The sequence below is a fragment of the Nocardioides sp. 1609 genome (assembly GCF_004522105.1).
Classification (GTDB): domain Bacteria; phylum Actinomycetota; class Actinomycetes; order Propionibacteriales; family Nocardioidaceae; genus Nocardioides.
On sequence record NZ_SPUJ01000006.1, the window covers coordinates 103,192 to 120,154 of the forward strand.

At 73.6% G+C, this 16,963-nt stretch carries 15 protein-coding genes; 6 read left to right on the forward strand and 9 right to left on the reverse strand.

Annotation, left to right across the window (positions count from 1 at the left end):
• Positions 1 to 9 precede the first annotated feature (9 nt).
• Positions 10 to 1,272, forward strand: coding sequence for a DUF1501 domain-containing protein (locus tag E4623_RS17400; RefSeq protein ID WP_134767839.1), 1,263 nt, complete (start codon positions 10 to 12; stop codon positions 1,270 to 1,272).
• Positions 1,273 to 1,501: 229 nt separating this feature from the next.
• Here E4623_RS17400 and E4623_RS17405 read toward each other — a convergent pair whose 3' ends face one another.
• Positions 1,502 to 1,684 carry a hypothetical protein gene (locus tag E4623_RS17405; protein WP_134767840.1) on the reverse strand — a complete coding sequence of 61 codons (183 nt, stop codon included), beginning with the start codon at positions 1,682 to 1,684 and terminating at the stop codon, positions 1,502 to 1,504.
• Positions 1,685 to 1,770: 86 nt separating this feature from the next.
• Between E4623_RS17405 and E4623_RS17410 the strand changes: the two genes are divergently transcribed.
• From E4623_RS17410 to E4623_RS17425, 4 genes are all read left to right on the forward strand, one after another.
• Positions 1,771 to 2,694, forward strand: coding sequence for a LysR family transcriptional regulator (locus tag E4623_RS17410; RefSeq protein WP_134767841.1), 924 nt, complete (start codon positions 1,771 to 1,773; stop codon positions 2,692 to 2,694).
• A 64-nt stretch (positions 2,695 to 2,758) separates the two neighbouring features.
• A complete protein-coding gene (locus tag E4623_RS17415) occupies positions 2,759 to 3,841 on the forward strand; it encodes an AAA family ATPase (RefSeq protein WP_134767842.1) in 1,083 nt (360 codons plus the stop codon).
• On the forward strand, positions 3,838 to 4,785 hold the full coding sequence (locus E4623_RS17420; RefSeq protein WP_209020740.1) for a DUF58 domain-containing protein: 948 nt from the start codon (positions 3,838 to 3,840) through the stop codon (positions 4,783 to 4,785). The genes E4623_RS17415 and E4623_RS17420 overlap by 4 nt, the downstream gene beginning before the upstream one ends.
• A complete protein-coding gene (locus E4623_RS17425) occupies positions 4,782 to 5,780 on the forward strand; it encodes a VWA domain-containing protein (protein ID WP_245155150.1) in 999 nt (332 codons plus the stop codon). The genes E4623_RS17420 and E4623_RS17425 overlap by 4 nt, the downstream gene beginning before the upstream one ends.
• Positions 5,781 to 5,786: 6 nt before the next feature.
• Here E4623_RS17425 and E4623_RS17430 read toward each other — a convergent pair whose 3' ends face one another.
• From E4623_RS17430 to E4623_RS17460, 7 genes are all read right to left on the reverse strand, one after another.
• Positions 5,787 to 6,413 carry a hypothetical protein gene (locus E4623_RS17430; protein ID WP_134767843.1) on the reverse strand — a complete coding sequence of 209 codons (627 nt, stop codon included), beginning with the start codon at positions 6,411 to 6,413 and terminating at the stop codon, positions 5,787 to 5,789.
• Between the two features lie 52 nt (positions 6,414 to 6,465).
• Complete coding sequence (locus E4623_RS17435) at positions 6,466 to 8,037, reverse strand: alpha/beta hydrolase (protein WP_134767844.1); 1,572 nt, start codon at positions 8,035 to 8,037, stop codon at positions 6,466 to 6,468.
• A gap of 13 nt (positions 8,038 to 8,050) precedes the next feature.
• Complete coding sequence (locus E4623_RS17440) at positions 8,051 to 9,223, reverse strand: DNA polymerase III subunit delta' (RefSeq protein ID WP_245155151.1); 1,173 nt, start codon at positions 9,221 to 9,223, stop codon at positions 8,051 to 8,053.
• An 89-nt stretch (positions 9,224 to 9,312) separates the two neighbouring features.
• Positions 9,313 to 9,984, reverse strand: coding sequence for a dTMP kinase (tmk, locus tag E4623_RS17445; protein ID WP_134767845.1), 672 nt, complete (start codon positions 9,982 to 9,984; stop codon positions 9,313 to 9,315).
• A 5-nt stretch (positions 9,985 to 9,989) separates the two neighbouring features.
• Positions 9,990 to 12,737 carry a type I DNA topoisomerase gene (topA, locus tag E4623_RS17450; protein WP_134767846.1) on the reverse strand — a complete coding sequence of 916 codons (2,748 nt, stop codon included), beginning with the start codon at positions 12,735 to 12,737 and terminating at the stop codon, positions 9,990 to 9,992.
• A gap of 105 nt (positions 12,738 to 12,842) precedes the next feature.
• On the reverse strand, positions 12,843 to 14,162 hold the full coding sequence (locus E4623_RS17455; RefSeq protein WP_134767847.1) for a DUF2510 domain-containing protein: 1,320 nt from the start codon (positions 14,160 to 14,162) through the stop codon (positions 12,843 to 12,845).
• A gap of 9 nt (positions 14,163 to 14,171) precedes the next feature.
• A complete protein-coding gene (locus E4623_RS17460; protein WP_134767848.1) occupies positions 14,172 to 14,927 on the reverse strand; it encodes a helix-turn-helix transcriptional regulator in 756 nt (251 codons plus the stop codon).
• Positions 14,928 to 15,039: 112 nt separating this feature from the next.
• Here E4623_RS17460 and E4623_RS17465 point away from each other — a divergent pair, with 112 nt between their 5' ends.
• Entirely contained in the window at positions 15,040 to 15,414 is a 375-nt protein-coding gene (locus E4623_RS17465; RefSeq protein ID WP_134767849.1) for a DUF1330 domain-containing protein, read from the forward strand.
• 11 nt (positions 15,415 to 15,425) lie between these two features.
• On the opposite strand, the gene E4623_RS17470 is transcribed toward E4623_RS17465, so the two are convergent.
• A complete protein-coding gene (locus E4623_RS17470; RefSeq protein ID WP_134767850.1) occupies positions 15,426 to 16,886 on the reverse strand; it encodes a class I SAM-dependent methyltransferase in 1,461 nt (486 codons plus the stop codon).
• Between the last annotated feature and the right edge of the window lie 77 nt (positions 16,887 to 16,963).

The following is a 16,963-nucleotide window of genomic DNA, read 5'->3' on the forward strand; positions in this document are numbered from 1 at the left end:
GAGACCTTGATGACCGAGCAGCAGAACGACCCGCAGCCCTGCTGCGACGACTACGTGCGGACGTCGCGGCGCTCGTTCCTCCGTGGCGCGCTGGTGGCCGGGGGCGCCGTCACCGCGACCTTCGGCACGGCCTTCACCGAGACGTCGTACGCCGCCGCCGGTCAGGCCGACCAGGTGCTGGTCGTGCTGTCGATGCGGGGCGCCTGCGACGGGCTGAGCCTGGTCGTCCCCCACGCCGACCCGGTCTACTACCAGGCCCGGCCGAGCATCGCTGTCCCCTCCGAGCGGCTGCTCGCCAAGGACGCCATGTTCGGTCTGCACCCGTCGTTCGCGCCGCTCGTCCCGCTCTGGAACGCGGGGAGGATGGCCGCCGTCCACGCCACCGGGCTGCCCTCGCCGAACCGCTCCCACTTCTCGGCGATGGAGGAGGTCGAGGACGCCGACCCCGGCTCGGACGCGCGCACCGGCTGGCTGAACCGCCTCGTCGGTCGCGACGGCGCCGGCTCGCCGATCGAGGCGATCCAGATGGGCGGCGGCGTGCCGGCCACCGCCGTCATGGGACCGCAGCCGGTCCTGGTCACCCCCACCATCGACCGCGTCCGCCTGGCCGGCGGGAGCTCGGCCGCCGAGGCCGCGGCGCGACGTCGCTCGCTGAGCACCGCCTGGGCGGGCAGCTCCACCGACCTCGGCGTCGGCTTCCGCTCGACGCTCGAGGTGATCGACGACTTCGCCCCGGTGCATGCAACGTCGACGACGCCGTCGAACGGCGCGGTCTACCCGCGCAACGACCTGGCCTCGGCCCTCCAGGCCACGGCGCGCACGATCCGCGCCGACGTCGGCGCCGAGATCATCACCGTCGACCACGGCTCCTGGGACCACCACACCTGGATCGGCAACCTCGGCGACGGCAACCTGGTCCGCAAGGCCAACGAGATGGCCGGCGCGATCGCGGCCTTCTTCGCCGACCTCGGGCCGCTGGCCGACAAGGTCACCCTGGTCACCATCAGCGAGTTCGGCCGGCGGGTCAAGGAGAACGCCAGCCAGGGTCTCGACCACGGCCACGGGAACGTGATGTTCCTGTTCGGCGCGGGCGTCAAGGGCGGTCGGTACTACGGCACCTGGCCCGGCCTCACCAACACCGTCGACGCCGACCTCCTGGTCACCACGGACTACCGCAGCGTGCTCTCGGAGGTCATCGTGTCGCGCTTCGGCGCCTCGCCGGCGCAGGTCTTCCCGGGCACCACGACCCAACACCTCGGCGCCATGGTGTGAGCTGACTGCCCGAGCTGACTGCCCGAGCGTGCGAGGGCGAGTCAGCTCAGAGGTCGTCGAGCAGGCGGCGCGACCGAGGAACGAGGTCGCGACCCGCGTGTCGAGACGCCTGGCCCGGCGAGGCCAGCCCTCGACGGGGGCCGGTCTCGCGGGCCGTGGGTTTCGTCGGCGCTCGTCGGAGCTCGCTTGCTCGACCTCCGAAGCGTGCTGGGGAGGTTGCGCTGGTAGGTCAGGCGTCGACGAGGTCGCGGGCGCGACCGCCGTCGAACGGGCTGTAGTCGAGGGTCTGGGTCGACCCGCACCAGCAGGTGAAGGAGACGACCATGCCCTGGTCGGTGCTGGTGACACCGGAGAGCTGGCTGGGGAAGGTGAGCTGGCGCTTGCCGCAGGAGGTGCAGGAGTGGACGAACATGTCTCTATTCTGAAGGGCTCCCGACCCCAGGGGTAGCCTTGGTTTCCAGCACGAACCAAAGGCCGGCCCTTGAGGAGAATGTGACCGTGCTCTCACTGCACCAGCTGCGCTGCTTCCTGGCCACCTACGAGCACGGCTCGCTCACCGCGGCCGCCGACGAGCTCGGCTACGCCCAGCCGTCGGTCTCCGAGCAGGTCCGCGCGCTCGAGAAGTCGCTGGGCGTCCAGCTGTTCCGCCGTGTGGGGCGCGGCGTCGTCCCGACCACCGTCGCCGACACGCTGCGCCCGCACGCCGAGAAGGTGCTGGCCTCGGTCGCCGAGGCCCAGGACGCCGTCCGCAGCGTCCGGTCCTTCGAGACCGGCACGATCCGGTTCGGGATGTTCGGCGTCGCCCGCCTCTACGCCAGCGCCGGCCTGATCGCCGACGTGCTCGCCCGCTACCCCGGCGTCCGGGTCGAGCTCGTCGGCCAGAACTCCACCGCGGTCGCCGAGGACCTGCGCCGCGGTCGCCTCGAGGCGGCGATGCTCGCGGTCGCCGGTGTCCGCAGCGAGGGGATCACCATCACTCCGGTCGCGCGCGAGGAGCTCGTCTACATCTCCGCCGACCCGGCCCGGCTGGCCACCCCGGTCACCGCGCACCGGCTCGCGCTGGCCACCCTCGTGATGCCCGAGACGACCTGGCGCGCCGAGGACTCCACCCGGATCCTGCTGCGCCAGTTGCTGCACGGCACCGGTCGCAACCCGCAGACCCGGATCGAGGTCGAGGACGTCGAGACGGCCGTCGAGATCGTCGGTCTCGGGCTCGCCGACTCCGTCATCCCCCGCGGCGCCGCCGAGCAGCTGCTCCCCCGGCTCGCCCCGAACGCCGGCTGGGTCGCCCTGCGCCCGCGGGTCTGGGACACCTTCGCCGTCGTGCACCGCGCCGGCGCCGTCCTCTCGCCGGCGGCCCAGCTGATGATCGAGCTCGCCACGGCCCGGATCCGGGAGATCGCCGAGCCGCTCGGCAGGTGAGAAGCTCCTGAGACAGTCGCGACAACCCGTTTCCGGCAACCACGAGGGTGGGAGTCTGGGCACCATGTCGGCTGAACAGGAGCGCGAGGTCGCGGACGCGTCCGCCACCCTCGAGAGGGCTCTGATCGAGGTCAAGAAGGTCGTCGTCGGTCAGGACGCGATGGTCGAGCGGATGATCATCGGGCTCCTCGCCCGGGGCCACATCCTGCTGGAGGGGGTGCCCGGCGTCGCGAAGACGCTCGCGGTGCGCACCCTCGCGGACGTCGTCGGCGGCTCGTTCGCCCGACTGCAGTTCACGCCCGACCTGATGCCGGGCGACATCACCGGCACCCGCGTCTGGCGGGCCAGCAGCGAGACCTTCGACGTCGAGCTCGGCCCGGTGTTCGCCAACCTGGTGCTGGCCGACGAGATCAACCGCGCGCCGGCCAAGGTGCAGTCGGCGCTGCTCGAGGCGATGGCCGAGAAGCAGGTCTCGATCGCCGGCACCAGCCACCCGCTGCCCGACCCGTTCCTCGTGCTCGCCACGCAGAACCCGGTCGAGTCGGAGGGCGTCTACCGGCTCCCCGAGGCCCAGCGCGACCGGTTCCTGCTCAAGGTCGACGTGCCCTACCCGAGCGGGCAGGAGGAGTTCACCATCCTGCACCGGATGTCGGTGAAGCCGCCGCGGGCCGAGGCGGTCCTCGACCCCGCCGAGGTGATCCGGCTGCAGGGCGTCGCCGACGGGCTGTTCGTGCACCACTCGGTCGCCTCGTACCTGGTGAACCTCACCATCGCCACCCGGTCCCCCGAGCGCTACGGCCTGGCGCACCTGCGCGACGTCATCGAGCTCGGCGTCAGCCCGCGCGCCTCCCTGGGCATGCTCGCCGCCGGTCGCGCGCTGGCGCTGCTGCGCGGCCGCTCCTACGTGCTGCCCGCCGACATCGCCGAGGTCGCCTCCGACGTGATGAGCCACCGGATGCTCCTGTCGTTCGACGCCGTCGCCGACGGCGCCGACCCGCGCGCCATCGTGCGCGAGGTGGTCGCCGCAGTGCCGCAGCCGACCGTCGCGTCCCGCGAGGACCCGGACGCCGGCTACACCAAGTCGCTGCCCGCCCAGGGCCGGTCCTCCGGCTACTCCGCAGGTCAGCCGTCGGGCCAGCCGTCGTGACCGCTGCTCCCGGGCCGGTGCCGCTCGGCACCGCGTCGCCGGAGGCCGTCTTCGACGCGCTCGACCTCGCCGTGCGCCGCCGGCTCCCCGGCCGGCTGCACGGCGACAAGCGCGGCCTGCGCCTCGGGCCGGGCTCGGACCCCGAGGAGGTCGTGCGCTACCGGCCCGGCGAGGACGACGTCCGCCGGATCGACTGGAACGTCACCGCCCGGGCCGGCGAGGCGCACGTGTGGCGCCCCGTCGCCGAGCACGAGCTGGAGGCGTGGGTGCTCGTCGACGACACCGCGAGCATGGCCTTCGGCACCGTCCACCTCGAGAAGCGCCAGGTCGCCGACGGCGTCACCGCCGCGGTCGCGCTGCTCACCCAGGGCCCCGGCAACCGGCTCGGGACCGCCCACCTCGCCGCCGACGGCCTCACCTGGGCCCAGCCGCTCCCCTCGCGCGCGGCCGCGCACCGCGCGCTGCGCCGGCACCGCGCCACCGCACCGGTCGGCGGCGGCTCGGTCGACGTCGGGCTCGCCCAGGCCGTCCGCACCTTCGCCACCCGTCACCCGCGCCCCGGCGTCCGCGTCGTCGTCACCGACTTCGTCGAGCCCGACGGCCGGATGGAGCGCCCCTTCGCGTGGGAGACGCCGTTGCGGCGGCTGGCGGCCGTCCACGAGACGCTCGTGGTCGAGGTCGTCGACCCCCGCGAGCTCGAGCTGCCCGACGTCGGCGCGGTCACCCTCGAGGACCCCGAGACCGGACGCCGCCGCGAGATCTTTACCTCCGACCGCCGGCTCCGCGCGCGGTACGCCGCCGCCACCGCCGCGCACCGCGCCGCCACCGCGGACGCCGTCCGAGCCGCGCGGGCCGGCCACGTGCTGCTGCGCACCGACCGGGACTGGGTGCGCGACCTCGCGCGGTTCGTCAACGGCCGCCCGATGCGCCGCGTGACGGCATGAGCACCCTGATGAGCTCCCCGGCTCCTGCCCCGATGTTCGCCCTCGCCTCCCCGGGGTGGCTGTGGCTGCTCGTCCCGGTGGTGCTGCTCGCTGTCTTCTACGGCGTCCAGCAGGCCCGTCGCAGCCGCTACGCCGTCCGGTTCGCGACCCTGCCGATGCTCGAGCGCCTGGTGCCGAGGCGACCGGCCTGGCGCCGGCACGTGCCGGCGGCGCTGCTGCTGCTCGCCTTCGTCGGCCTGGCCGTGGCGGCGTCGCGGCCGCAGGTCGACGAGCAGGTGCCGCGCGAGCGGGCCACGGTCATCGTCACCGTCGACGTGTCGCTGTCGATGGAGGCGACCGACGTCGACCCCGACCGGCTCACCGCGGCGCGCGAGGCCGCGACGTCGTTCGTCGAGGGGCTGCCGGAGGGCTTCAACGTCGGGGTCGTCGCCTTCGCCGGCTCCGCGACCGTCCTGGCCCCGGCCTCCCCCGACCACCAGGCCGCGATCGAGGCCCTCGGACGGCTCGAGCTCGACCGCGGCACCGCGATCGGCGACGGCGTCCTCACCTCGCTCGCGCAGGTCGAGGCGATCGGCGAGAGCGCCGGCACCGACGCCGACGGCGAGCCGGTCCCGGCGCACGTCGTCCTGCTCAGCGACGGCACCAACACCGTCGGCACCACGATCGAGATGGCCGTGGGCGCCGCGCAGGAGGCCGGCGTGCCGGTCTCGACCATCGCCTACGGCACGCCCGAGGGCACGGTGACCGTCGACGGCCAGCTCGTGCCGGTCCCGGTCGACCAGCCGTCGCTCGACGCCCTCGCCGAGGCCACCGGCGGCACCGGGTACGCCGCCGAGACCGCCGACGAGCTCGACGAGGTCTACGCCGACATCCAGTCCTCGATCGGGTTCCGCACCGAGCCCCGCGACGTCACGCCGTTCTTCGTGGCCGGCTCGCTGCTGGTCGCGCTGCTCGCGGCCGCGTTCTCGCTGCGCTGGTTCGCGCGGCTGCCCTGACGCGGGTCAGCCGGCGGCCGGCGACCAGCGACGGTCGGGCGCCTGGTCGGCGCGGCCGCGCCAGGTGTTGTCGGGGCGGTACTCGCGGATGTCCCACACCTGCACCTTGACCCGCACGGAGTCGGGGTCACCGAGGCACCACTGCGGGACGCCGATGCCGAGCTGGTCCTTGCGCGGGCGCCAGAAGGTGCGCACGTCGCAGTCGAGGTAGGTCCACTCGCCGTTGCGTCGGCCGACCAGGAAGCTGCCGGTGCGGTCGTCGCCGTCGCGCGGGCTGTAGGCGAAGGTGTAGAACTCCGGCCCGCCGCGACCGTCGGTGTCGACGAGGACCTGCAGGGCCTGGGCCTTCGCCGAGGTGAACCGGCCCGCGACCGTCGTCCACACGCACGCGTTGCCGGGGTTGTTCCACAGGCCCATCGCGGTGATGTCGAAGCCGTGGTGGGTCCGGTCGACGGTGTCGGAGAGACCGACCTCCGGCCGGCCGTCCGCGCACGGCGCCGCCGCCCGGAGCCCGGCCGGGGCGGTCCTCACCTCGGTGGTCGCGCCCGACGCGGTGGACGGCGTCGCGGGCGCGACGACGAACAGCGACAGCGTCGAGGCGAGCAGGGCCACGGTGCGCACGAAGGTTCTCATGGGTCCAGCCTGCGGGGCGGCGCACCGCCGCGGCCACTGGAACAATCCGGCTTCAGCAGCGGGTGTCGTCGGCGGGCACGTCGCCGTCGAGCAGGTAGCCCTCCACGGCGTCGTCGATGCAGCTGTTGCCCTTGTTGTAGCCGGTGTGACCGTCGCCGTCGCGGGTGAGCAGGACGCCGCTCTCGAGCTGCTCGGCGAGCGCGACCGCCTCCTCGTACGGCGTCGCCGGGTCACGCGTGGTGCCGACGACGACGATCGGGGCCGCGCCGGCGGCCCGGATGGTCGGCGTGGGCTCGGCGGCCTCGTCCTGGATGCCGACGCACCCGGCCAGGCCCCACGCGAAGAACCGGCCGAACGTCGGGGAGGCCTGGTCGAAGGCGGGGTACTCGGCGGGGACCTCCTCGGCCGACGCCGAGGTCGGGTCGTCGAGGCAGTTGATCGCGTAGAAGGCCTCGAGGCTGTTGTCGTCGTAGCCGCCGCTGGCGTTGCGCGAGCCGTAGAGGTCGGAGAGCGCCAGCAGCGTCGTCCCGTTGCCGTCGAGCGCCTCCTGGAGCCCGTCGTCGAGGAGGAACCAGCTCTCGCGGCTGTAGAGCGGGTAGGCGACGCCGTAGAACGCGTTGCCGATCTGGAGGTCGCGGTCGAGGTCGGTCGGCAGCGGCGACTCCTCGACCGAGGCGAACAGGTCGCTGATCGTGGCCAGCGCCTCCTCGCGGGACGCGCCGAGGAAGCAGTCGTCGCCCGCCACGCAGTCGTCGACGTAGGCGTCGAGCGCGGTCTGGAACCCGGCGGCCTGGCTCAGGGCGTTGTCGCGGAAGTCGAGCGTGGGGTCGGTGGCGCCGTCGAGGACGAAGCGGCCGACGTTCTCCGGGAAGAGCTCGGCGTAGGTGGAGCCCAGGGTGGTGCCGTAGGAGAAGCCGAGGTAGCTCAGCTGCTCCTCGCCGAGGACCGAGCGCAGCACGTCCATGTCGCGTGCGGCCTCGACGGTCGAGACGTGCGCCGCGACCCCGTCGGAGCCGGCGACGCAGCCGGCGAAGAACTCCTCCTCGCTCGCGACGAACTCCTGGCGCTCACCGGCGTCGTCGGGCGTGGGGTCCTGGGCGACGAACGCGTCGAGGTCGGCGTCGGAGAGGCAGTCGACCGGTGCGGAGTCGCCGGTGCCGCGCGGGTCGAAGGCGACGACGTCGACGCGGTCGAGCAGGGTGCTGGTGAAGTAGCCGTCGGCGTTCTCGGCCATCGTCGTGCCGGGGGCGCCCGGCCCCCCGGGGTTGACGACGAGCGAGCCGACGCGGTTGTCGGGGTCGCGGGCCAGCGTGCGCTCGAGCGCGATGCCGATCGTCTCGCCGCCGGGCTCGGCGTAGGCCAGCGGCACCGTGAGGGTGGCGCACTGGTTGGCGCCGCAGCCCTCCCACGCGAGCTGCTGGCCGTAGAACTCCTCGAGGCCCGCGGGCACCGCGCCGACGGGGCCCTGCGAGGAGGTCGCCGGTGGCGCGCTGGTGGCGCCCCGGTCGCGGTCGTCGTCACCGCCGTCGTCGCCGCCGACGAGGAGCGCGGCGGTCAGCCCGCTGCCCACACCCAGCACGAGGACGGCGATGACCGCCACGACCCACACGACCTGCTTGTTCATGCACGCCTTCCGTTCACGAGCTCGGCACCTTGAGCGCCACCATCATGGACTCCAGCGCCAAGGCGACCGGGACGTTGAACTCGACCATCTGCTGGCGGGCCTCGAAGATCCAGCCGATCCGGCGCAGGTTGAGCTCGGGGGTCGAGGTGCGCACGACCTCCTCCACGTCGGCGCGGATCTCGGCGTTGACCAGCTCCCCCGGCGCGCCGAGCGCCACCGCCACGGCGTCGCGGTAGACCGAGACCAGGTCCATCAGGCCGCGGTCGACGACGTCGATGACCCGGCGCTTGGCCCGGGTCTTCTGGGACTTGTCGAGCGCCGACAGCGCCGGGGCGTACTCGCGCGGACGCCGTCCGCGGTCGACGACGCCGTACTGGACGTCGAGGTCGGCCTTCTCGCGGGCGTCGAGGTCGCCGGTGATCGCGTCGGCCTCCTCCTTGGCGACGGCGGCGAGCTCGGTGGCCGCCCGCATGCACGCGCCCAGGCTGGTGAGCGAGGTCGGGTAGGAGACCACCGTGCGGCGGCGCTCGCGGGTGGCGTCGTCGAGCGCGAGCGCGCGGGCCCGGCCGATGTGACCCTGGCTGGCGCGGGCGGCGTACGACGCGAGCGTCTCGCTGACGCCGTCGTGCCGCACGAGGTGGGCCGCGACCGCGGCCGGGCTCGGGGTGGCGAGGGTGAGCTGGCGACAGCGCGACCGGATCGTCGGCAGGACGTCCTCGACGGTCGGGGCGCACAGCATCCAGACGGTGCGGGAGTTGGGCTCCTCGATGGTCTTGAGCAGCGCGTTGGCGGCCGGCTCGGTGAGCCGGTCGGCGTCCTCGACGATGATGACCTGCCAGCGGCGGCCGGCCGGGGCGAGCGCGGAGCGGCGCACCAGGTCGCGCACCTCGTCGATGCCGATCGAGAGCTTCTGGGTGCGGACGACGTCGACGTCGGCGTGCGTGCCGGCCAGCGCGGTGCGACACGCGTGGCACTCGCCGCAGCCGCCCTGCTCGCACTGGAGCGCGGCCGCGAACGCGACCGCCAGGTTGGACCGCCCCGACCCGGGCGGCCCGGTGAACAGCCACGAGTGCGTCATCCCGTGCCCGGCCACCGCAGGTCGCAGCACGTCGACCGCGCGCTCCTGGCCGACCAGCCCGGCCCACACCCCGGTCGCGGGTTCGGTCTCGACGGCGGACGGGGTCACGCGGCGAACCTACGGGGCGGCACCGACGGTTTCCACCGTGGGGGCGCCGGCGTGGGGCGCGGAGCAGACCCGCACCTGCCGAGGCGACCTCAGCGCCCCGCCGCCCCCAGCAGGGGCGTCACCGCTGCCCGGACGGCGGCCTCGATGTCGTCGACGTCGGCGCGGGCGTCGAGCACGAGGTAGTGGTCGGGGTCGGCGGCGGCCATCCGCGGGAACGCCGCGCGCACCCGCTCGTGGAACTCCAGCGACTCGGCCTCGATCCGGTCGCGACCCTCGAAGCGGCCCAGCCCGGCCTCCGGCGAGAGGTCGAGGACGACGGTCAGGTGCGGGCGCAGGTCGCCGGTGGCCCAGCGCGCGACGGCCTCGACCTCGGCGACGTCGAGGGCGCGGCCGGCGCCCTGGTAGGCCAGCGTCGAGTCGACGTACCGGTCGGTGATGACGACGCCGCCGCGGGCCAGCGCGGGACGGACGACGGTCTCGACGTGCTCGGCCTTGTCGGCGGCGTACAGGAGCACCTCGGTGCGGTCGGCGAGGGCGCCGGTCTCGGGGCTCAGCACGATCCGCCGCAGGTCCGCGCCGACGGGGGTGTCGCCCGGCTCGAAGGTGAGCAGGACGTCGTGCCCCGCGGCGCGGAGCCAGGTCGCGAGCCGCCTCGACTGCGTCGACTTGCCGGAGCCCTCGCCACCCTCGAAGCAGACGAAGACCCCGCGATCGGCGTACACGGGCTGGGACCGGGACGCGGGCTGGGACGCGGGCAGCACGCCGCCTACGCCTTCTTGGCGGTGGTCTTCTTCGCCGTGGCCTTCTTGGCGGTGGCCTTCTTCGCCGTGGTCTTCTTCGCGGTCGTCTTCTTCGCCGCGGCCTTCTTGGCCGGCGCCTTCTTGGCGCCCTTCTTCGCACCCTTCGCCGGACCGCGCTCGCGCCGGTCGGCGAGCAGCTCGGCGGCCCGCTCGAGGGTGATCGCGTCGACGGAGTCGTCCTTGCGCAGGGTCGCGTTGTACTCGCCGTCGGTGACGTACTCGCCGAAGCGGCCCGACTTCACCACGACGGGCTGGCCCGAGACGGGATCGTTGCCGAGCTCCTTGAGCGGCGGTGCCGCGGCGGCGCGGCCACGCTGCTTGGGCTGGGCGTAGATCGCCAGCGCCTCGTCGAGGGTGACGGTGAAGAGCTGCTCCTCGCTGGTGAGCGAGCGGGAGTCGGTGCCCTTCTTCAGGTACGGGCCGTAGCGGCCGTTCTGGGCCGTGATCTCCTCGCCCTCCTCCTCGGACCCCTCGGCGGCGGGCGCGACGCCGACGACGCGCGGCAGCGAGAGCAGCTTGACGGCGTCGTCGAGGGTGACGGTGTCGAGCGACATCGACTTGAACAGCGAGCCGGTGCGCGGCTTGTCGCTCTTCTTGGCGTCCTCGGGCAGCAGCTCGGTCACGTAGGGGCCGTAGCGGCCGTTCTTCGCGACGACCTCGAGCCCGGTCACCGGGTGCCGGCCGAGCGCGATCTCCTCGCCGGCGGGGTTGGCCAACAGCTCCTTGGCCTTGTCGAGCGTGAGCTCGTCGGGCGGCAGGTCGTCGGGCACGTTGGCGCGCCGGCCGAGCGCATTGCCGTCGTCGTCGGGTCCCTCGAGGTAGGGGCCGTACTTCCCGACGCGCAGGAAGATCCCGGAGTCGGCGTCGCCGACCGGGAAGGTCGCGTTCTCGCGGGCGTCGATGTCGCCGAGCTCGGTGACGAGCGTGTGCAGGCCCTGCACGGAGTCGGAGCCGTAGTAGAACTCGCCGAGCTCGGTGACGCGGTCCTTCTCGCCCCGGGCGATCTCGTCGAGCACCGTCTCCATCGCGGCGGTGAACTCGTAGGAGACCTGGCGCGGGAAGTGGTCCTCCATCAGCCGGATCACCGAGAACGCCAGCCACGCCGGCACCAGCGCGGTGCCCTTCTTGTAGACGTAGCCGCGGTTGAGGATGGTCCCGATGATCGAGGCGTACGTCGAGGGCCGGCCGATCTCGCGCTCCTCGAGCTCCTTGATGAGCGTGGCCTCGGTGAAGCGCGACGGCGGCTTGGTCTCGTGGCCGTTCGCGCTCAGCGACGCGGCGGAGACGGCGTCGCCCTCGACGAGCGCGGGCAGCCGGGTCTCCTGGTCGTCCTTCGCGCCGCCGTCGTCGGTGCCCTCGACGTAGGCCTTGAGGAAGCCGTGGAAGGTGATGACCCGCCCGGACGCCGAGAACACGACGTCCTCGCCACTCGTCGCGGCGCCGCCGATGCGGACCGAGACGGACTGGCCGACGGCGTCCTTCATCTGCGAGGCGACGGTGCGCATCCAGATCAGCTCGTAGAGCCGGAACTGGTCGCCGGTCAGGCCGGTCTGCGCCGGCGTGCGGAACGACTCGCCGGCCGGACGGATCGCCTCGTGCGCCTCCTGGGCGTTCTTGACCTTGCTCGTGTAGCTGCGGGGGGCGTCGGGGACGTACTCCGCGCCGTACAGCTCCCGCACCTGCGACCGGGCGGCCTCGACCGCGCCGCCCGACAGCGTGGTGGAGTCGGTACGCATGTAGGTGATGTAGCCGTTCTCGTACAGCCGCTGCGCCACCGACATCGTCACCGAGGCGCTCATGCCGAGCTTGCGGCTGGCCTCCTGCTGCAGCGTGGTGGTGCGGAACGGCGCGTACGGCGACCGGCGGTACGGCTTCGACTCGACCGAGCGGACGTCGTAGGTCGAGTCGGCGAGCGCACTGACGAGCGACTGGGCCCGGGCGCGGTCGAGGTGGACGACGTCGGTGCCCGCCTTGAGCCGCCCGTCCTGGCCGAAGTTCGAGCCGGAGGCGACGCGGGTGCCGTCGAGGCTGTGCAGCCGGGCGGGGAACATCCGCTGGTCGTGCTTGCTGCCGGCGTCGAAGGTGCCCTCGAGGTCCCAGTACGACGCCGCGCGGAACGCCATCCGCTGCCGCTCGCGGTCGACGACGAGGCGGGTGGCCACCGACTGGACGCGCCCGGCCGAGAGGCCAGACATGACCTTCTTCCAGAGCACCGGGCTGACCTCGTAGCCGTAGAGACGGTCGAGGATGCGACGGGTCTCCTGGGCCTCGACGAGGTCCATCGCGATGTCGCGGGGGTTGGCGGCGGCGTCGAGGATCGCCTGCTTGGTGATCTCGTGGAAGACCATCCGCTTGACGGTGACGTCCTTCTTCGGCTTCAGCTCGTCGAGCAGGTGCCAGGCGATCGCCTCGCCCTCGCGGTCCTCGTCGGTGGCCAGGAAGAGCTCGTCGGCGTCCTTGAGGAGGCTCTTGAGCTTGCTGATGTGCGACTTCTTGTCGCGCGGCACGACGTAGTAGGGCGTGAACCCGTCCTCGACGTCGACCGCCAGCCGGCCCCACGACTTGTCCTTGATCTTCGCCGGCGTGTCGGCGGCGTTGTTGGGGAGGTCGCGGATGTGCCCGATCGACGACTCGACGACGTAGCCGTCCCCGAGGTACCCGCCGATCGTGCGGGCCTTCGCGGGGGACTCGACGATCACCAGCTTGTGTGCCACAGCGTCCTGTTTCGCTTTCCGTCCCGGAACCCCGTCTGGGGCTCACGGCGGCTCACGGTAGCGCGTGGTGGCGAACCTCGTGTCGTCGCGGCGGTCCGCGGACCGCTACTGGAGGGCGAGCTGACCGGTGAAGTCGTCCTGCTGGCTGATCAGCGCGGTGTCGCCGATCGGGACCACGCTGACGAACATCCCGAACGTCTCCGGGTCGCCGGTGTCGACGACGACGACCTTCGCGATGTCACCCTTGACCTTGAGGTCGGGGTTGTCGATGCGGATCTCCGCGGTCATCACCCAGGCCGGCGCCCCGTCGACGGTGGCCTCGGCCGAGTCGAGGAGCTTGCCGCCGCTGAAGCCGGAGTAGAACGTCGAGGAGGCCGCCATGCACTGCAGCACGACGCCGGCCGCCTGGCCCGGGCTCTCGAAGCCGTTGGCCCTCGGCAGGGCGCCGAGCGCGTACACCGCGACCCAGCCGGTCTGGGCGGCCTCGTTGACCTCGATCTCCTTGCTCGGGGCGTAGACGCCCTGCGCGAAGGTGAAGGCCGCCGACTGGTTCTGCGTGTCGTCGAACTCGGGCACCAGCGGCAGCGTGAGGCCGCCGCCGGTCATCGCGCCACCGGTCGCGCCGGTCGCCCCGGCCGCCGGGTCGCCGCCCGTGCACTGCTGGGACGTCGGCGGGGCGGCGTCGGCCGCGAACGGGTCGCCGGGGTCCTCGGCGGGGTCCTCGGTCGGGTCGGTCGACGGGTCCTCGGTGGGGTCGGTCGAGGGGTCCTCGGTCGGGTCGGACGTCGAGTCGCTGGTCGGGTCGGGCGAACCGGTGTCGGAGGCCTCGTCGCCGCCGTCGCCGCCGTCGTCACCGGTGACGGCGCGGACGCCGAAGAACGTGCCGACGCCGAGCACCGCGACCAGCACGACCGCGAGCAGCACCAGGCCGACCGTCCTGCCCCGGCCCGGGCCGCCCGATCCTCCGGTCGCCCCCGATGCCGCACCGGGGTTCCAGCCGGGCTGGCCGCCGTACCCCTGCTGGCCGTAGCCCTGCTGGCCGTAGCCCTGCTGGCCGTACGGCTGCTGGCCGAACGGCTGCTGGCCGTAGCCCTGCTGGCCGCCGTACGGCTGCTGGCCGTAGCCGCCCTGCTGGGAGGAGCCGCCCTGGGCGGGCGGCTGCTGGCCGTAGGACTGGTAGCCCCCCGGCTGCTGGCCGCCGGGCTGGCTGCCGGGTGGGGCCGAGGAACCGGGGTACTGCGTCGGCTCCTCGAAGCGGCTGCCCTGGGGCGGCGTCGCCGGCGGCTGGCCGGGCCCGCCGTCGGACGAGCCGGGCGCCGCGCCCTGCGGGTTGTCGCGCAGGTCGTCGCCCCACGCCGAGCCGTCCCAGTACCGGAACTTGCCCGCCTGACCGGCCGGATCGGGGTACCACCCTGGAGTCGCCACGGTGGCACCTTAGGCCAGCAGGGCCCGCCGGGTCTCGTCGTTGCCCGGGTAGAACGCCTCGATGGCCAGCTCGGAGACGGTCACCTCACGGGGCGTGCCGAAGACCGTCGTCGTCGACAGGAGCGACAGCACGGTGTCGCCCACCCGGAGCAGGAGGGGCACAAGCAGGCCCGGCGTCGTCCCGGCCGGCTCGCCGGCACCGTCGTCGAGCTCGGCCAGCAGGTCGGCGAGCCGCGGGTCGTGGTCGGCGTCGTGCTCGCGGCGCAGCCGCGCCAGGAGGTGGGCACGCCACTCGGCCAGGTTGACGATCCGGGGCGCGAGCCCCTCGGGATCCAGGCTCAGCCGGACGACGTTCACCGGCGGCTCCACCAGGTGCGGCGCGACGTCGCCGAGGAGGGCGTAGAGGGCGTCGTTGGCCGCGACCAGGTCCCAGCCCGGGTCCACCACGAGCGCCGGGAAGGGCAGGTGGGCGGCGAGGATCGCGTCGACGGCCGCGGCCACCTCGGCCATCGGCGGGGCGTCGAGCGCGTGCTCGGGGTGCGCCGGCGCGTAGCCGGCGGCCAGGAGGCACCGGTTCTGCTCGCGCAGGGGGACGGCCAGCTGGTCGCACAGCCGCAGGATCATCGCGCTCGTCGGCCGCGCCCGCCCGGTCTCGATGAAGCTGACGTGGCGACTCGACACCCCCGCCCGGTGCGCGAGGTCGAGCTGCGACATGTTGCGCCGGCGCCGCCACTCCCGCAGCAGGACGCCCGTCTCCTGGGTCATGTCCCGAATATCTCCCATGCCGGTCGGTCTCCGCACCTACCTCGGAGGTCATCGCGCCGATGACGTCGGTGGGGTGGACTGCTGCTCCGACAACCGACTCGAGGAGACCGAGATGACCGAGCAGACCGAGATGACCGACAAGACCGGCAGGACCCCCGCCTACGCCGTCGCCTACCTGCGCGAGGTGGACGTCGGCGACGCGATCATCGAGTACCTCACGCGGATCGACGCCACGCTCGCGCCGTACGGCGGCCGGTTCCTGGTGCACGGCGGGCACATCACGCCGGTCGAGGGCACCTGGGACGGCGACGTCGTGGTGATCGCGTTCCCCAGCAGCGGCGCCGCCCGCGCGTGGTACGACTCCGCCGACTACCGGGCGATCCTGCCGCTGCGTCTCGACCACGCCCGGTCGGTCGCCGCGATCGTCGAGGGCGTGCCGGAGGGCTACCAGGCCGCCGACAAGCTCGCGGTCCTCCGGGGCGCCTGAGGCCCGCGGGCTCAGCGGGTGAGGAAGGACTGCCGCACCAGGTCCTGAACCGCGGGCAGGTAGGTCGTGCGGACCTCGGCGGCGTCCAGGTCGAGCAGGACGGCGAGCGCGTCGAGGATCTGGCCGACGGACAGGTCGCCGTCGCAGGTGCCGGCGAGCGCCGCCTCGACCGTGTCGACGGTCCGGGCCCGGCGGAAGCCGACCTGCTGGCGCAGCACGATCGACTCGGGGTCCTCCGCGCCGACCGGCCCGTACGTCTCCTGGACGACGTCCGGTCGCAGCCGCAGGTGGTCGTCGAGGCCGACGTCGGCGCGCACGGCGGCGCCCCAGGCGCCGACCGCCTCGGCGATCGGCTGCTCGACGTCGTAGGGCCACGACAGGAGCTCGGTGCGCCCGTCCGACCCGCCGGCCTCGTGCAGGTTGATCCAGCCGAAGCCGACCGCCTCGATGCCCTGGTCGTCGAACCACGACAGCCAGGTGTCGTAGCGGGTGAGGTAGTCGGGCGAGCCGTGCAGGCCGGCGTCCTTGAGCCAGAGCTCGACGTAGGACGCCGGGTCGAGCACCTCGCGCTGGACGACGAGCGCGTCGTACCCCTCGGGCAGCCAGCCCGCCAGCCGCTCGTCCCACGGGCGGTCGCGCTCGATCACCCAGTTGGCCAGCACCTGGCACCAGCCGCCCGGGTTGAGGTGGCGCGGGGCGGTGCGGACGATGTCCTCGACGACGCGGTCACCGGGGAGCCCGGAGTCGCGGTAGACGAGCCGCTCGCCCGTCGCGGGGGAGATCACGAACGGCGGGTTGGTCGCGATCAGGTCGAACCGCTCCCCGCGCACCGGCTCGAAGAACGACCCGTCCCGGACGTCGACCTCGACGCCGTTCAGCGCCGCGTTGAAGCGGGTCACCGCGAGCGCGCGGGCGTTGACGTCGGTCGCGACGACCCGGCCGCTGTGCCGGGCCAGGTGCAGCGCCTGGACGCCGCACCCGGTGCCGAGGTCGAGGGCCGACCCGACCTCGCCGCGCAGCGTCAGCTGCGCCAGCGACGTCGACGCCGGGCTGATCCCGAGCACGTGGTCGGCCCCGACGCGGTGCGGTCCGCCGTCGAGACCAGGCGTCAGGTCGCTCACCACCCACAGGTCGACGTCGCCGCCGTCGTGGCCCACGGCGTACGGGCGGCAGTCGAGGCGCGCCGCGACCTCGCCGACGCTCTGCGCGACCAGCCCGTCGACGGCGAGCCGGTCGACGAGGCCCGGGAGCGCGCGCTCGGCCTCGACGAGCGGCACGGTGGTCTGCAGCAGGAACAGCCGGACCAGCGTCTCGAGCGGGCTCCCGCCGCGGGTGCGCGCGAGCCCGGGCGACGTCTCGTTGCGGGCCAGGGCGCCGTGCGCCCGCGTCCCGAGCAGCTCGGCGACGCCGTCGTAGGTGAAGCCGGCGGTCACGAGGGCGTCGCGGAGGGCGGGAGCGGTGGCCGGGTTCACGCGCGCAGTCTTGCAGGCCCCGACGGGCCCCGGTCGCTGCCCTCCACGCCCCCCGCCTCCGAGATCACGGTGACCCG

What these genes read in the sequence shown, in the direction of transcription:
- E4623_RS17460 (WP_134767848.1), bottom strand. Translation starts at nt 14,927, where the DNA reads ATGACCCAGGAGACGGGCGTCCTGCTGCGGGAGTGGCGGCGCCGGCGC.
- E4623_RS17425 (WP_245155150.1), top strand. Translation starts at nt 4,782, where the DNA reads ATGAGCACCCTGATGAGCTCCCCGGCTCCTGCCCCGATGTTCGCCCTC.
- E4623_RS17400 (WP_134767839.1), top strand. Translation starts at nt 10, where the DNA reads ATGACCGAGCAGCAGAACGACCCGCAGCCCTGCTGCGACGACTACGTG.
- E4623_RS17435 (WP_134767844.1), bottom strand. Translation starts at nt 8,037, where the DNA reads ATGAACAAGCAGGTCGTGTGGGTCGTGGCGGTCATCGCCGTCCTCGTG.
- E4623_RS17465 (WP_134767849.1), top strand. Translation starts at nt 15,040, where the DNA reads ATGACCGAGCAGACCGAGATGACCGACAAGACCGGCAGGACCCCCGCC.
- E4623_RS17415 (WP_134767842.1), top strand. Translation starts at nt 2,759, where the DNA reads ATGTCGGCTGAACAGGAGCGCGAGGTCGCGGACGCGTCCGCCACCCTC.
- E4623_RS17405 (WP_134767840.1), bottom strand. Translation starts at nt 1,684, where the DNA reads ATGTTCGTCCACTCCTGCACCTCCTGCGGCAAGCGCCAGCTCACCTTC.
- E4623_RS17430 (WP_134767843.1), bottom strand. Translation starts at nt 6,413, where the DNA reads ATGAGAACCTTCGTGCGCACCGTGGCCCTGCTCGCCTCGACGCTGTCG.